The organism is Flavonifractor sp. An92, assembly GCF_002159175.1.
GTDB lineage: Bacteria > Bacillota > Clostridia > Oscillospirales > Oscillospiraceae > Pseudoflavonifractor_A.
Genome location: NZ_NFGZ01000026.1, coordinates 1 through 14,359, shown reverse-complemented (window position 1 = coordinate 14,359; position 14,359 = coordinate 1). Strand labels below are relative to the sequence as shown.

The 14,359-nt window shown below is 65.7% G+C and carries 12 protein-coding genes; 3 read left to right on the top strand and 9 right to left on the bottom strand.

What is annotated here, in order from left to right; genetic code table 11:
- Positions 1 to 69 precede the first annotated feature (69 nt).
- The 9 genes from B5G43_RS13755 to B5G43_RS13715 form a co-directional block, all read right to left on the bottom strand.
- Positions 70 to 1,629 carry an ABC transporter substrate-binding protein gene (locus B5G43_RS13755; RefSeq protein WP_087262350.1) on the bottom strand — a complete coding sequence of 520 codons (1,560 nt, stop codon included), beginning with the start codon at positions 1,627 to 1,629 and terminating at the stop codon, positions 70 to 72.
- Positions 1,626 to 2,936, bottom strand: a complete 1,311-nt coding sequence (gene larC / locus B5G43_RS13750; RefSeq protein ID WP_087262348.1) for a nickel pincer cofactor biosynthesis protein LarC — start codon at positions 2,934 to 2,936, stop codon at positions 1,626 to 1,628. The genes B5G43_RS13755 and larC overlap by 4 nt, the downstream gene beginning before the upstream one ends.
- A complete protein-coding gene (larB, locus tag B5G43_RS13745) occupies positions 2,933 to 3,709 on the bottom strand; it encodes a nickel pincer cofactor biosynthesis protein LarB (protein ID WP_087262346.1) in 777 nt (258 codons plus the stop codon). The genes larC and larB overlap by 4 nt, the downstream gene beginning before the upstream one ends.
- A 3-nt stretch (positions 3,710 to 3,712) precedes the next feature.
- Positions 3,713 to 4,465 carry an ATP-dependent sacrificial sulfur transferase LarE gene (larE, locus tag B5G43_RS13740; protein WP_087262344.1) on the bottom strand — a complete coding sequence of 251 codons (753 nt, stop codon included), beginning with the start codon at positions 4,463 to 4,465 and terminating at the stop codon, positions 3,713 to 3,715.
- 147 nt (positions 4,466 to 4,612) lie between these two features.
- The gene (locus B5G43_RS13735; protein WP_343214425.1) at positions 4,613 to 5,062 is read right to left on the bottom strand and encodes a DUF3842 family protein; all 450 of its coding nucleotides are present in this window, start codon (positions 5,060 to 5,062) and stop codon (positions 4,613 to 4,615) included.
- A 35-nt stretch (positions 5,063 to 5,097) separates the two neighbouring features.
- Positions 5,098 to 6,540: a TrkH family potassium uptake protein gene (locus tag B5G43_RS13730; protein ID WP_087262342.1), complete on the bottom strand. Its 1,443-nt coding sequence runs from the start codon at positions 6,538 to 6,540 to the stop codon at positions 5,098 to 5,100.
- 52 nt (positions 6,541 to 6,592) lie between these two features.
- Positions 6,593 to 7,951, bottom strand: coding sequence for a Trk system potassium transporter TrkA (gene trkA / locus B5G43_RS13725; protein WP_087262340.1), 1,359 nt, complete (start codon positions 7,949 to 7,951; stop codon positions 6,593 to 6,595).
- Between the two features lie 539 nt (positions 7,952 to 8,490).
- Entirely contained in the window at positions 8,491 to 11,127 is a 2,637-nt protein-coding gene (locus tag B5G43_RS13720) for a calcium-translocating P-type ATPase, PMCA-type (RefSeq protein ID WP_087262338.1), read from the bottom strand.
- Positions 11,128 to 11,225: 98 nt separating this feature from the next.
- Entirely contained in the window at positions 11,226 to 11,969 is a 744-nt protein-coding gene (locus B5G43_RS13715; RefSeq protein ID WP_087262336.1) for a response regulator, read from the bottom strand.
- 189 nt (positions 11,970 to 12,158) lie between these two features.
- On the opposite strand from B5G43_RS13715, the gene B5G43_RS13710 reads away from it, so the two are divergent.
- The 3 genes from B5G43_RS13710 to B5G43_RS13700 are packed head-to-tail and all read left to right on the top strand — an operon-like array spanning position 12,159 to position 14,043.
- Positions 12,159 to 12,539 (top strand): GntR family transcriptional regulator, encoded by a 381-nt coding sequence (locus B5G43_RS13710; protein WP_087262334.1) that lies wholly within the window; start codon positions 12,159 to 12,161, stop codon positions 12,537 to 12,539.
- Positions 12,536 to 13,402, top strand: coding sequence for an ABC transporter ATP-binding protein (locus B5G43_RS13705; RefSeq protein ID WP_087262331.1), 867 nt, complete (start codon positions 12,536 to 12,538; stop codon positions 13,400 to 13,402). The genes B5G43_RS13710 and B5G43_RS13705 overlap by 4 nt, the downstream gene beginning before the upstream one ends.
- A complete protein-coding gene (locus tag B5G43_RS13700; RefSeq protein WP_087262329.1) occupies positions 13,399 to 14,043 on the top strand; it encodes an ABC-2 transporter permease in 645 nt (214 codons plus the stop codon). Before B5G43_RS13705 ends, B5G43_RS13700 begins: the two co-directional genes overlap by 4 nt.
- Positions 14,044 to 14,359 lie beyond the last annotated feature (316 nt).

Sequence of the window (14,359 nt, the reverse complement as noted above, 5' to 3'; positions counted from 1 at the left end):
GCGGTGCTCCCGCCGAGCAGGCGGTCCGTCCGGCGAGGACACATCCTCCCGGCTCCCGGGGATGAAACATCATCCCCAGCTCCACTGGTCCACGTTGTTGACGATGGACCAGCCGTGCCCATGGGGGTGGATCTTCTGATCGGCCACCTGGAGGCCGTCCCGCACCCAGTAGAGGTGGTTCACGTTCACCAGCCACACCCAGGGGCAGTCCCCGTCCTGGGTGACGCCGGTGGTGCCGTCCCACTGGGCCTTCTGCCAGAGGGTGTAGGACTCCTCCAGGTCGGAGCACTGGAGGGCGGCGTCCATGTAGGCGTCCACGGTCTCGTTGGCGTAGGGGGAATAGAGGGCGGAGCCGGTGTCCGGCTGAGTGTGGTAGAGGTTGTAGAGCTCCATGGGGGTGTGGGCGCCCCAGCCCCACACCAGGGGCTCAGAGAGGGCACGGTCGTAGGCGGTATCCCAGCCCACCCCCTCGATGGTGCAGGAAATGCCCAGCTCGGCCAGCTGGTTGGAGAGGTCGGCGGCCAGGGCCTGGCGCACCGAGTCGCCGGTGGCGTAGAGAATGTTGAGCTCCGCCCGGACGCCGTCCTTCACACGCACGCCGTCCTCGCCGGGGAGCCAGCCGGCCTCCTCCAGCAGGGCCACGGCTCCCTCGGGGTCGTACTCCACCTGGGCGGCGGAATTGTACCAGGGGAGCTTGTCGCACACGCTGTACGCCGGGGTCCCGTAGCCGTTGAGGACGTTCTGAATCATCTCCTCCCGGTCGATGCCAATGTTGATGGCCCGGCGCACCGCCAGATCGGAGGTGACGGGATTTCCCTCGACGGGCAGATTGATCCCGCGGTTGTCCACGCTCTCGCAGGACAGGAGGGAGTACCCTGCCGGAGCCCCGTCGGCGTAGGTGGCGGAGGTGTAGGCCAGATCCACCTGCCCGGCCTGGACCGCCAGATAGGCCGCGTCCTCCTCCAGGAAGAGGATGGTCACCTGCTTCAGCTTGGGGGCCTCGCCGTAGTAGTCGGGGTTGGCCTCCAGGATGACCTGCTGACCCTTGTCCCACTGCTTGAGGATGTAGCGGCCCGAGCCGATGGGGTTCTGGCCATAGGTGGCGCTGTCATAGGCGTGCTCCGGCACGATGCCCACCACCGCCATGGTGTAGGGCCAGATGGAGAAGGGGGTGTTCAGGTGGAAGAGGACGGTGGTGCTGTCCACCGCCTCGGCGCGGTCCAGCATGGTGAAGTCGTTCACCGAGCTGGTGGCCTTCACGGTGTTGTAGGTGAAGGCCACGTCCTCCGCCGTCAGGGGCTCCCCGTCAGTAAAGACCACATCGTCCCGGATGGAGACCGTCCAGGTGAGGCCGTCGTCGCTGACCTCCATGGAGGTGGCCAGATCATAGCCGATGGTGAGGTCGGTGTTGGTGACGGTGAGGGTGGACTGGATGAGGGGCTCGTGGACGTGCTCCCCGGACCCCCAGCCGAAGGCGGGGTCAAAACCGGCCTCCGGCTCGCTGGTGGGGCCCATGGCGATCACCACCGAGTCCCGGGCTCCGGTCTGGGCAGGGGTGGAGGCAGCGTCAGGCGCCCCGCAGGCGGTCAGCAGCGCGAAGAGGAGCAGCAGGGGGAGAAAACGCCTCATACACCCTCCTTGGCGGCCAGCCGGGCGGCGTCCCACACCTGCTGATAGGAGACGCCCTTGGCTCGGGCCAGAGCGGCCACGTCCTCGTGCTCGGGTTTGACGTGGGTGATACCAAAGCCCCGGGCAGTTTTGAGGCGCACCTTGCCCCAGGGGGTCTCCACCTCGCCCACGCCGGGGGTAAGGAAGTATTTCCCGCACCGGCGCACCCGCAGGCCGTTGGTGGTGGTCTCGCTGAGGACGGCTTTGGCCACATCCTCCTCCCGCTCCGGCGGACAGAGGACGGTGAGCACGTGGCCGGGGCGGCCCTTCTTCATGGTGCCGGGGGTGGTATACACGTCCAGAGCACCCCGCTCCAGAAGGCAGGCAGAAGCGAAGGCCAGGGCCTCGGGGGTCATGTCGTCGATGTTGCACACCAGCTCCACGATCTCGCCCTGGTTCTCGTCCGCGCTCTCTCCCAAAAAGACCCGCACGCAGTTGGGCCGGTCAAAGACCCGGCTGCCCACGCCGTAACCCACCTTTTCCGTGGCCATGGCGGGCATGGGGCCGAAGGACGCGGCAAAGTGGGTGAGCAGCGCCGCGCCGGTGGGGGTACACAGCTCACCAAAAACCTCGCCGCCGTAGATGGGCACGCCGGAGAGGAGGTTGGCCGTGGCGGGGGCGGGCACCGGCATCACACCGTGGGCACAGCGCACCGTGCCGCAGCCCACATGGATGGGGGAGACCACGATTTTCTCCGGCTTCAGGAGGGACAGGGCGTAGCACACACCGGTGACGTCGGCCACCGCGTCCAGGGCCCCCACCTCGTGGTAGTGGACCTCACCCACCGGACAGCCGTGGGCCTTGGCCTCGGCCTGGGCGATGGCGTCGTACACCCCCCGGGCGGCGGCCTTCACCTCGGTGGGGAGGGCGAGACCTTCGATGAGACCGGCGATGTGGTCCGGCGTGGCGTGGTGGTGATGGTGGTGCGCATGGTCGTGCTCGTGCTCATGTTCATGCGCATGGTGGTGGTCATGCCCGTGTTCGTGGTCATGGTGGTGGTGTTCATGCTCATGGGTATGCTCGTGTTCATGGTCATGAGGGTGCTCGTGGTTGTGGTCGTCCTCCTCCAGGCCGTGGACCGTCACCTTCATGTGGGTGCCGGAGATGCCGCAGGTCACCGCCTGCTCGGCCTCCAGATGGACCCCGGGTAGTCCCAGGCCGTTCATGGTGCGGAGGAAGCCTTCCTTGTCCTCCAGCAGTTCGTACAGCGCGCCCAGGAGCATGTCTCCCGCCGCGCCCATGGCACATTCGATGTATAGGGTTTTCACGAAAAATCCTCCTTTGTGTCGAGACCTTCCATCTGATTGATGCGGCTGGCCAGAAAACCGGCGCCGAAGCCGTTGTCGATGTTGACCACGCTGCACCCGCTGGCGCAGGAGTTGAGCATGGAGAGCAGGGCGGACAGCCCCCCGAAGCTGGCCCCATAGCCCACGCTGGTGGGGACGGCCACCACGGGGCAGTCCACCAGCCCGCCGATGACCGAGGCCAGAGCCCCCTCCATCCCGGCCACCGCCACCACGCACCGGGCGCTCATCAGCACATCCAGCTTGGACAGAAGCCGGTGGAGCCCCGCCACCCCCACGTCATAGAGCCGGGTGACCCGGTTGCCCAGCACCTCGGCGGTGAGGGCGGCCTCCTCCGCCACGGGGAGGTCGCTGGTGCCACCGGTGGCCACCACGATGTGGCCCAGGGCTTTGCGGGGACCGGGAAAGGCGATGCCCAGGTTGGCCTCCGGGTGGTACTCCAGAGGCACCGTCCCCTCCACCGCCCGGGCCTTCTCCCCGTCCAGCCGGGTGATGAGGATGTTCTGAATGCCCTTGCTCCCCATCGTCCCGGCGATGCCGGCGATCTGCTCCGCCGTTTTGCCCACGCCGTAGATGACTTCCGCGGCTCCCTGCCGGACGCCCCGGTGGAGGTCCACCTTGGCGTACCCCAGGTCCTCAAAGGGCTTTTCTTTCAGGGAGAGCAGCGCCTCCTCCGGGGCGACCGTTCCCCCGGCCACCTGCCGCAGCAGGTTCAAAATCTCCTGTCGGCTGTCCATGTGTTACTCCTCTCCCCGGGGGTTCAGGTCCAGCAGCACCCCGGCAAAATCCGCCCCCAGGGCGGCGGTGATGGTGTCGTGCAGCTCCACGGCCCGTGTAAACTGCGCCGCCGGGAGCTGGAGCCGGGCCAGATCCCCCAGCAGGCGCAGGCGGAAGTTCCGAAAGCCCAGGCGGAAGAGGGCGTTTTCCCCCCGCTCCACCCGCTGGAGATCCGCCGCTGTGATGGGGGTACCGGTGGGCACCCGGGTGGCCAGGCACGCATAGGCGGGCTTGTCCCAGGTGAAGAGCCCCGCCTCCCGGGAGAGGCGGCGCACCTCCGCCTTGGTGAGGCCGCACTCCCGCAGGGGAGAGCGGACCTCCAGCTCCCGCAGGGCCTTCATGCCGGGGCGGTCCCCGGCGTCGTCGGAGGCGTTGGTGCCGTCCAGCAGGAGGGTGTGCCCGTCCTCCTTCACCGCCGCCCACAGGGCGGAGAAGAGGGCGTGCTTGCAGCAGTAGCACCGCTCCGGGCCGTTGGCCGCTGCCTCGGGCACGGCCAGCACGTCCACCTCCACTACATGGAGGGGAATGCCCAGCTCCTCGGTGAGCCGCCGGGCGTCGGAGAGCTCAAAGGCGGGCTGGAAGGGGGTTTTCACATAGTAGGCCCCCACGTCGCAGCCGTAGTGCCGAGCGGCCCACAGCAGAAAGGCCGAGTCCACCCCGCCGGAGAAGGCCACGGCGGCCCGGGGATTTTGGGTAAAAAAGTCCGAAAGCGTCATAACAGCACTCCTTTTTGACCGAAAAAGAAGGCACCTGTCCCCTGCAAGGGACAGATGCCTTCCTGACATCCAATGAAATGGGGGAACCGCGCCGGATGGGACCGAAGGGCGGCGTTGTGCCGCCCGCTCCAACTTCCTGTCGGAGCGTCAGACCGGCTGGTCCAGAGCCGCTACCGCGGCCACGGCGCTCTGCACCAGCTTTCCCATAGACTGGTCCGGAACGCCGACGATGAAATTGTCACAGAGATTGACCGGGATGAGGACCCGTTTGGCCATACTCTGGCCGACCGCCAGGGCCATGGCCGGGGTGATCTCCCCCAGCAGGGAGTCAGCGATGGCGATGCCCACCGGGCCCACGATCACATCGGCCCGACGGCAGGCGACGACCACGGCGTTCTCGCCGGTGGCGGCCTGATGGGCGCCCGCCTTGAGCATGACGCCAGTGGCCAGGGAATTGGTGCCCACCGCGGTGAGGTGGGCGGTGGGACAGGCCTGGCGCAGAGCGGACACCAGCTGGCGGCCCAGGCCGCCGCCCTGTCCGTCCACAACGAGAATGTTCAGGGCCTCTCCCTCCTCCGTTTCTGTGCTGAAAGTCATTATCTCACCCGGGACCGGGTCCAGTCAAGTTCTTTTTAGCTGAACCGCTTCCAGGTCCGGGGGAAGAAGATCAGCAGCACCGGGAAGAGCTCCAGCCGTCCGGCCAGCATGTCGAAGGTGAGGACGAGCTTGGAGAACACCGAGAAGTGGCTGAAATTCTGGGTGGGGCCCACGGCGGCCAGGCCGGGGCCAATGTTGTTGAGGGTAGCGGCCACGGCGGTGAAATTGGTCACCAGATCCTGATTGTCCAGGCTGACGAGAAGGGTGGAGACCACAAAGACCATCATATAGGTGATGAGGAACACGTTCACCGAGCGGATGGTGTCACTGCTCACCGCGTGGCCCTCCAGCCGCAGGCAGCGCACCTCGCGGGGGTGGAGGAAGTAGTGGAACTCCATGCGGATGCTCTTGACCAAAATCAGGAGGCGGGAGACCTTGATGCCGCCGCCGGTGCTGCCGGCGCAGGCGCCGATGAACATGAGGATCACCAGGATGGTGCGGGAAAGCTGGGGCCACTGGTCGAAGTCGGTGGTGGCAAAGCCGGTGGTGGTGATGATGGAGGCTACCTGGAAGGCGGCGTGGCGGAAGGTCTCCTCCACATTCTGATAGATGCGGTAGGTGTTGAACGCGATGACCGCCACCGACGCGGCGATGATGCCCAGGTAGGTCCAGACCTCTTCGGCATACCGCAGCTGCTTGGCCCGGCCCATGAGGATGAGGAAATAGGCGTTGAAGTTGACCCCGAAGAGGATCATGAAAATGGTCACCACATACTGAATATAGGGAGAGTAGCTGGTGATGCTGTCATTTTTGATGCCGAAACCGCCGGTACCGGCCGTGCCGAAGGTGGTGGTCAGGGCGTCGAAGAGGGGCATATTCCCCAGCAGGAGCAGGACCACCTCCACCGCCGTGAGCACCAGATAGATGCCGTAGAGGATCTTGGCGGTGGACTGGACCCGGGGGGCCAGCTTGCTGACCTCGGGGCCGGGGCTCTCAGCCTTCATCAGGTGCATGTGGTACCCGCCGGACAGGGGCAGGATGGACAGGATAAACACCAGGATGCCCATGCCGCCGATCCAGTGGGTGAAGCTGCGCCAGAAGAGGATGCTGCGGGGCAGGCTCTCCACATCGGTGAGGATACTGGCGCCGGTGGTGGTGAAGCCGGACACCGTCTCAAAGAGGGCGTCCACCGGGTGCGGGATCGCGCCGCTCAGGACGAAGGGGATGGCGCCCACGATACTGAGCACCAGCCAGCTCAGGGCCACGATGACCAGACCCTCCCGGGTATGGAACACCTTCTGCCGCAGGCCGCCCCAGGTGCAGGGGATGCCGATGGCCAGACACAGCAGCACCGTGGCCGCAAAGGTCCAGCCGCAGCTCTCCCGGTAAATGGCCGCCACCAGGGTGGGCAGGAGCAGCAGGGCCCCCTCCACGTTCAGGATCCAGCCCAGAATAAAGCGAATCGCTTCCCGATTCATGTCGTACTCTCTCTCCTATCGCCTTGCGTATTCTCAAGCGGGGTCCGGGACATCAGCGCAGAATATCCCGGATGTCGTGGAAGCCCTTGTTGGTGGTGACCACGATGACCGAGTCACCCACCTGGATGCGGTCCTGGCCGCGGGGGAAGATGACCTTGCCCCGGCGGTTGATGCAGCCGATGAGCAGGTTGCTCTTCAGGTCCAGCTCCGCCAGGGAGTGGGCGGTGATCTCCGACTCCTTGCGGACATAGAACTCCAGGGCCTCGGCACGGCTGTCCAGAATGTTGTACAGGGTCTCCACGTTGCTGCCGATGGAGTTCTGGGTGGCCCGGACGTACTGGATGATGTAGTCGGCGGTGAGGTATTTGGGATAAATGACGCTGCCCAGGTCCAGGCTCTCGATGACATCATAGAAGGTGATGCGGTTGACCTTGGCCACCAGCTTGGCCTTGGAGTGCTGCTTGGCATAGAGGGCCAGGAGCAGGTTTTCCTCGTCCATGTTGGTGATGGCCACAAAGGACTCGGTGGTCTCCAGTCCGGCCTCCAGCAGCATCTGCTGGTCGCTGCCGTTGCCGTGGAGGATGGTGGCCTGGGGCAGCTCCTCGCACAGCTCCCGGCAGCGCTCGGGGCTGACCTCGATGATGTGCACGTCGATGCCCATCTCCAGCAGTTGCCGGGCCAGATACACCGCGATGGTGCCGCCGCCCACGATGAGGGTGCTGTTCACCCGGCGGGTGCCCAGGCCGATCTTGCGGAAGAAGGAGGCCGCCTCCTGGGGGGTGGCCATGATGGACACGCTGTCCCCGTCCTGGAGGACAAAGCTGCCGTTGGGGATGAACACGTCGTTCCCGCGCTCGACGGCGCAGATGAGGATTTTACTGTGCAGATCCCCTACGATCTGCTGCACGGTGCGGCCGCCCAGGCCGAAGGAGCTGCGCAGCTTGATGGTAAGGAGCTCCGCCCGGCCCTTGGCGAAGGTATCGATCTTGATGGCCGAGGGGAAGCGTAGCAGCCGCGCGATCTCCATGGCGGTGGTGAGCTCCGGGTTGATGACCATGGAAATGCCCATCTGCTCCTTGATGAAGCCGATCTCCTTGTTGTACAGGGGGTCACGCACCCGGGCGATGGTGAGACAGCCGCCGGAGGCCCGCTTGCCGATGATGCAGCACAGCAGGTTCAGCTCGTCCGACTCGGTGACCGCGATGATGAGGTCGGTCTTGTCGATGCCCGCCTCTTTCAGTACATTCACGCTGGCGCCGTTGCCCACCACGCCCATCACGTCCAGATCGTCTGTGACCTCCCGGATGAGCTGGGGGTTCAGGTCCACCACCACTACATTGTGGCCCTCCGCGCTGAGCTGTTCCGTCAGGGTGTGGCCCACCTTGCCGCAGCCCACGATGATGATCTGCATATCCGTCCCGCCTTTATTCCATACACATTGTGAGCCGCCGGCACTCCGCGTCCATGGGGCCAGCGAGCAAGTATTACCATCATATCACCTTTACGGGATTTTGCAATGGCTATTGCGGATTTTGGGACGGTATGATTCCGGGAAGGCCGGTATGTTTGCGCTCGCCGCGCAGGGAACGCGCCTACTCGGCGGGAGCCCCATTTCTTTTCGCGAAAAGAAATGGGGGAAAGAAAAGGCGGAGAGGGGAACTTCTCGTTCCCCTCTCCACTCCCCTCCAAAAGGGCGGCCTTTTAGGGGGCCGCCCCAATTGCCGGGGTACAACAGGTTATTCATAGGCACCAGGCCTGGTTTTTGTTCCACCAGGGGAAGAAAATCCCTCCGCAGCAGAAGATACGCCGGGATGCGCTTTGGGGGAGTCCAGAGGGGGGTATCCCCCCTCTGAGCTTTCTTTCCCACCGCTTTCTTTGCAAAGAAAGCGGTGCCCTGTCCGGGTAGGACGCCCGCGCGGCGAGCGCACCCCCTCCGGGCCGTCCGGAGACCTACCGCACCGCCGTCCCGGCTTTTTCCCTCCCAGTGCTGGTGATTTCCCTGGGCGAGACTGCCTTCACCGCCTCGCACACCAGGGCCGGAGCCAGCGCCAGCCCCGCCACCGCCAGCCACTGCTCCACGGTCAGCGGGACGGTGCGGAACACGGTCTGAAGGGGCGGCAGACACAGCACCGCCAGCTGGAGGGCGGTCCCGGCCAGAAAGGCCCGGTTCATGGAGCGGTTAGACAGCACGCCCAGCCGCAGCAGGGTGTGCTCCCCGCTGCGCACGTCGTAGGCGTGGAAGAGCTGGGCCAGGGTGAGGGTGGCAAAGGCCATGGTGCTCCCGGCCTCCCGGCCCAGGGGGGAGAGGAGGGCGGAGCAGCCCAGGGTGTAGGCCCCCAGAGCGGCCAGGCCGATGAGAGCCCCCTGCCAGAGAAGGCGCAGGGAGAAGGCACGGTAGAAGAGGGGAGCGTGGGCGCTGCGGGGCGGGCGGGTCATCACCCCGTCCTCCACCGGCTCCACCCCCAGGGCCAGAGCGGGGAGGGAGTCGGTGACCAGGTTGAGCCACAGGAGCTGCACCGGCACCAGGGGGGCCGGGCGCAGGTCCAGCAGCGTCCCCAGGAACACCGCCAGGATCTCCCCGATGTTGCAGGAGAGTAAGTAGTGGATGGCCTTGCGGATGTTGGCATAAATGCCCCGGCCCTCCTCCACGGCGTGGACGATGGTGGAGAAGTCGTCGTCGGTGAGGATCATGTCGGCGGCCTCCTTGGCCACGTCGGTGCCCGAGCGGCCCATGGCGCAGCCGATGTCAGCGGCCTTGAGGGCGGGGGCGTCGTTGACTCCGTCGCCAGTCATGGCCACCACCTTGCCCCGGGCCTGCCAGGCCCGGACGATGCGCATTTTGTGCTCGGGGCTCACCCGGGCGTAGACCGAAAAGCGCTCCACGTCCTGTTCCAGTACCTCCTGGGGCATGAAGTCCAGGTCCTCTCCGGTGATGGCCAGGTCCCCGGGCCGGAAGATGTCCAGCTCCTTGGCCACCGCCAGGGCGGTGAGCTTGTGGTCGCCGGTGATCATCACCGGACGGATGCCAGCGGCGTAGCACTGCTCCACCGCCCCCCGCACCTGGGGCCGGGGCGGGTCCATCATGCCCAGCAGGCCCAGGAAGGTGAGGTCCCGCTCCACCGTCTCCGGCTCCAGCGTCCGGGGGAGAAATTCCAGGTCCCGGTAGGCCACTCCCAGCACCCGCAGGGCCTGCTCGGCCATGGCGGCGTTGGCGGCCAGGGCGGCCTGCCGGGTCTCGCCGTCCACCCGGCAGCGGCTGAGAAGCACGTCGGGGGCGCCCTTCACCACCAGGCGGTAGCCGCCGCCCTTCCGGGGGTGGAGGGTGCTCATCCGCTTGCGCTGGGAGTCGAAGGGGAGTTCCCCCCGCCGGGGGAAGTCCTGCTCCAGGCGGTTCTTGTCGAATCCCTCCCGGGCGGCCAGCTCTACCAGGGCCACCTCGGTGGGGTCGCCGGTGCACACCGCCGCGCCGTGGGCGTCGTAGCGCAGGGCGGCGTCGGTGCACAGAGCCGCGGCGGTAAGGAGCTCCCGCCGCACATCGGACCGGGGGGTCCAGACCTGGGTGACCGTCATGCGGTTCTGGGTGAGGGTGCCGGTCTTGTCCGAGCAGATGACCCCGGCGCAGCCCAGGGTCTCCACGGCGGGGAGGCGCTTGATGATGGCTCCCCGGCGCACCATCCGGGACACTCCCAGGGCCAGCACGATGGTCACCACCGCGGGGAGCCCCTCGGGGATGGCGGCCACCGCCAGAGAGACCGCCGTGAGGAACATGTCCAGCATGGAGCGGTGGAACAGGAGCCCCACCCCGAACATCACCGCGCACACGCATACGCACAGGAAGGAGAGGGTGCGGGAGACCTCCCCCATCCGGCGCTGGAGGGGGGTGTCACTGGTCTCTTCCCCCAGCAGCATCCCGGCGATGCGCCCCACCTCGGTATCCATACCGGTGGCCACCACCACGCAGCGGCCCCGCCCGGCGGTGACCACGGTGGAGGAGAGGACCAGATTTTTCCGCTCCGCCAGGGGGGCATCCACCGCCAGGATGGCCCCGGCATCCTTGGACACGGGGGCGGATTCGCCGGTGAGGGCGCTCTCGTCACAGCGCAGCCCGGCGCTCTCCAGAAGCCGCCCGTCCGCGGGGACCAGGTCCCCGGCCTCCAGCTCCACGATGTCGCCGGGCACCAGCTCGGAGGCCTCCACCCGTAGCTCCTCACCGCCCCGCACCACCCGGGCCAGGGGGGCGGAGAGCTGCCGCAGGGCCTCCAGCGCCCGGCGGGCGTTGTCCTCCTGGGAGAGGGAAATACAGGCGTTGACCACCACGATGAGGAGGATGATGGCCGCGTCCAGCCAGTCGCTTCCGCCGCTGGCCGCCAGAGACAGCCCCGCCGCCCCCAGCAGCACCAACACCATGGGGTCCTTCAGCTGCGCCAGCAGCCGGGCGGGCAGGCTGGGCGGCTTGTGGCTGGCCAGCGTATTGGGCCCGTATTGGGCCCGCCGCCGGGGGATCTGTCCGGGGGAGAGCCCCCGCTTTTCCTCGCTCTCCAGCTCCCGCAGCACTTCCTTGCTGCTCTTGGTGTGCCATCCGCCCATATAACGCGCCCCTTTCCCTTTGAAAATCCATGTTTTTCCAGTTATCCGAAGCCCAGTATAGACTTCGCTCTGGTGGGATTTCAAGGGAAATGTGGCGCTCAGCCGGCACTGTCGGCCCGGCGGCGGAGCTCATGGGCCAGGCACCGGAGAAAGACGCCGTTGGAGGGACAGCGGTCCGGGACGCCGCCCATGACCGCGTAGTAGGCGGGGGAGCCGGTGTCGTGGATGCGCCGGATGACGTCACGGATGTTTTTGTCCACTGCGGCGTAGGTGGAGGCGCTCAGGTGTACGGCGGGATAGTAGGCCTCCTTGAGCAGGATGGGGCGTCCCGCAGCGGCCATGGTCTCTGCCGCCACCGCCAGCCACCGGCGGCCCTGGAGCCGCTCCGGTGCGCCCATCTCTTCCAGCAGGCGGTCGGCCTGACCCCGGCGCAGAGGCTGACAGGGGACCTCCTCCTGGCAGGGACAAAGGGCCTGGATGGCGGTGAGCAGTTCCCCCAAGCGCACCGGCTTCTGAAAGAAAAAGTCGGCGCCCAGATCCAGCACCCGGTCGGCCAGGGCCACACTGCTGACTTGGCTGACCACCAGGATGCGGGGCCGCTGCTCCGGCGGCCGCTCCTGGAGAGCCAGCAGCACCCCCAGCCCGCTGACCCGGGGCATGACCAGATCCAGGATCACCAGATCGGGCTCCAGCCCGGCGATCAAGGCCAGGCCCTCCTCGCCGTCCTCGGCCTCCTCCACCTGGACGGGCAGCTCACTGCCCAGAAGATGGTCCCGCAGCAGCCGGCGGGCCGCCGGATCGTCCTCCACCAGCAGTACCCGCAGCACCCGTTCGCCACCCATGCCAGCCACTCCTTTGCAAAACCCTCCGGCCGGAGCCGGGCGAAAAATGTACCATCAGTATACCATTATCGACCTACTATGGTAAAGCAAAAAACCACCGGCGGCTTTTTTCCCGCACCCCCTTGACAAGTGGGGTTCACTGTGTCTATACTGTACATGCTGAGTATACACAGTAAAACGAGGTGCACCATGGAGATCATCATCCGCAATACCGGAGACACACCCATTTACGAACAGATCACCCGCCAGGTGAAGGGCCTCATCCTGCGGGGAGAGCTGAAGGAGGGCGAGGCCCTGCCCTCCATGCGCCTGCTGGCGCGGGACCTGCGCATTTCGGTCATCACCACCAAGCGGGCCTATGAAGAGCTGGAGCGGGAGGGGTTCATCACCACCGTGCCGGGCAAGGGGTGCTTTGTGGCCCCCCGGAACCTGGAGCTGGTGCGGGAGGACGCCCTGCGCCGGGTGGAGGAACACCTCTCGGCAGCGGTGGAGGTGGCCCAGACCGCGTCCATCTCCCTGGAAGAGCTGAAAGAGACCCTGACGATCCTATACGGAGAGGATTCATTATGAGTTATGATAATGCCATTGAGATCAGACATCTCACCAAGGACTATGGTTCCTTCTGTCTGGAGGATGTGAGCCTGGAGGTGCCGAAGGGGACCATTCTGGGCCTCATCGGCGAGAACGGGGCGGGCAAGTCCACCACCATCAAGTGCATCCTGAACCTGATCCGCCGGGACAGAGGCGAGATCCGGGTGATGGGACTGGACAACCTCCAACAGGAGCGGGAGGTCAAGGCCCGCACGGCGGTGGTCTTTGACGAGTGCCCCTTCCACGAGAATCTGACCGCCGCCATGGTGGGGCAGATCCTGGCCGGAGTGTGCCCGGACTGGAACGAAAAGCGCTACGCCGCCCTGGTGAAAGAGTTCGAGCTCCCCGAGAAAAAGACGGTGAAGGAGTTTTCGCGGGGCATGAAAATGAAGCTGTCCATTGCCGCCGCCCTGGCCCGCAATCCCCAGGTGCTGCTGCTGGACGAGGCCACCAGCGGCCTGGACCCGGTGGCCCGGGATACCATCCTGGAAAAGCTCATGGACTTCGTTTCCGACGGGGAGCGGGCGGTCCTCCTCTCCAGCCACATCACCAGCGACCTGGAGAAGGCGGCGGACTATGTAGCCTACCTCCACAAGGGAAAGCTCCTCCTCCAGGGAGAGAAGGACGTGCTGCTCTCCGAGTTTGGCCGCCTGGTCTGCACCCGGGCGGAGCTGGACCGGGTGGACCCGGCCTTCCTGGCCGGGGTACGGAAGAGCCAGTTCCAGTGTGAGGCCCTGATTCGCCGCCGGGGAGAGTTCAAGCGGCTCTATCCCGAGCTGGCGGTGGACCCGGTGGACCTGGAGGACATTATGGTGTTTACCGTGAGGGGGGAGCAGGCATGATCGGCTTTTGGAAAAAGGACCTTTTCGTTCTGCGCAAGCAGATGCGGACCTATGCATTTATTTTAGCGGTGTATGCTCTTCTGAGCATCAGCGGCGTGTGGGGTACCAACCTCATTGCGGCCATGGTGGCCTTGGTGACCCTGATGTGCCCCCTCACCGCCTTTTCCTTTGACCAGGCTACCCGGTGGGACGGCTACGCCTGTTCGCTTCCGGACGGAGGTCGGGGCGCGGTGGCCGGACGGTATCTGTGTACCCTCACCATCTGGGCGGCCGCAGTCCTGCTGTGCTGTGTGCTGTCGGCGGCGCTGTGGGCCCTGGGCCTGCTGAAAGAAAGCTTGGCAGCGCTGCTGCTGGGCAATCTGTCCTCCGGGACCGTGGGCCTGCTGATGGCCGCCGTTACCCTGCCGCTGTGCTATAAATTCGGCATCGAGCGGGGGAGAGTCATCATGACGCTGGTATTCGTCTGCATCTTTGTGGGGATCATCGGCGCTGCCGGGCTGATGGAGGGTTCGCTTCCCGACAATCTCAACACTACTGCTGCGGTGACCATCGGAGTGGTGAGCTTTGCCGCGCTGGTGGTGGTGGGCCTCTATGGGTCCTACCGGGTGTCCCGGGCCATTTACCTCAAAAAAGAGTGGTAATGAGGACAGAGTGCCCGTCCGGGCTTTTGTGCTCGCCGCACGGGCCGCCTGCACGGTGGGAAAGAAAGCCCAGAGGGGGGATACCCCCCTCTGGACTCCCCCAAAACGCATCCCGGCTTTCATTCTTCTGCGGCGGTATTTCCAAAGCATGGCGTGGCCAATTCCGGGCTTTCTGCCTATCCGGAAAGCGTTGTACCCTGGCAATCGGGGCGGCCCCATAAAAGGCCGCCCTTTTGGAGGGGAGTGGAGAGGGGAACGAGAAGTTCCCCTCTCCTTCTTTTCTTTCCCCGATTTCTTTTCGAGAAAAGAAATCGGG

Excerpts from the sequence above, each read along its gene's own strand:
- B5G43_RS13730 (WP_087262342.1), bottom strand. The coding sequence starts at position 6,540 with ATGAATCGGGAAGCGATTCGCTTTATTCTGGGCTGGATCCTGAACGTG.
- B5G43_RS13720 (WP_087262338.1), bottom strand. The coding sequence starts at position 11,127 with ATGGGCGGATGGCACACCAAGAGCAGCAAGGAAGTGCTGCGGGAGCTG.
- B5G43_RS13755 (WP_087262350.1), bottom strand. The coding sequence starts at position 1,629 with ATGAGGCGTTTTCTCCCCCTGCTGCTCCTCTTCGCGCTGCTGACCGCC.
- B5G43_RS13710 (WP_087262334.1), top strand. The coding sequence starts at position 12,159 with ATGGAGATCATCATCCGCAATACCGGAGACACACCCATTTACGAACAG.
- B5G43_RS13705 (WP_087262331.1), top strand. The coding sequence starts at position 12,536 with ATGAGTTATGATAATGCCATTGAGATCAGACATCTCACCAAGGACTAT.
- trkA (WP_087262340.1), bottom strand. The coding sequence starts at position 7,951 with ATGCAGATCATCATCGTGGGCTGCGGCAAGGTGGGCCACACCCTGACG.
- B5G43_RS13700 (WP_087262329.1), top strand. The coding sequence starts at position 13,399 with ATGATCGGCTTTTGGAAAAAGGACCTTTTCGTTCTGCGCAAGCAGATG.
- larB (WP_087262346.1), bottom strand. The coding sequence starts at position 3,709 with ATGGACAGCCGACAGGAGATTTTGAACCTGCTGCGGCAGGTGGCCGGG.
- B5G43_RS13735 (WP_343214425.1), bottom strand. The coding sequence starts at position 5,062 with ATGACTTTCAGCACAGAAACGGAGGAGGGAGAGGCCCTGAACATTCTC.
- larE (WP_087262344.1), bottom strand. The coding sequence starts at position 4,465 with ATGACGCTTTCGGACTTTTTTACCCAAAATCCCCGGGCCGCCGTGGCC.
- B5G43_RS13715 (WP_087262336.1), bottom strand. The coding sequence starts at position 11,969 with ATGGGTGGCGAACGGGTGCTGCGGGTACTGCTGGTGGAGGACGATCCG.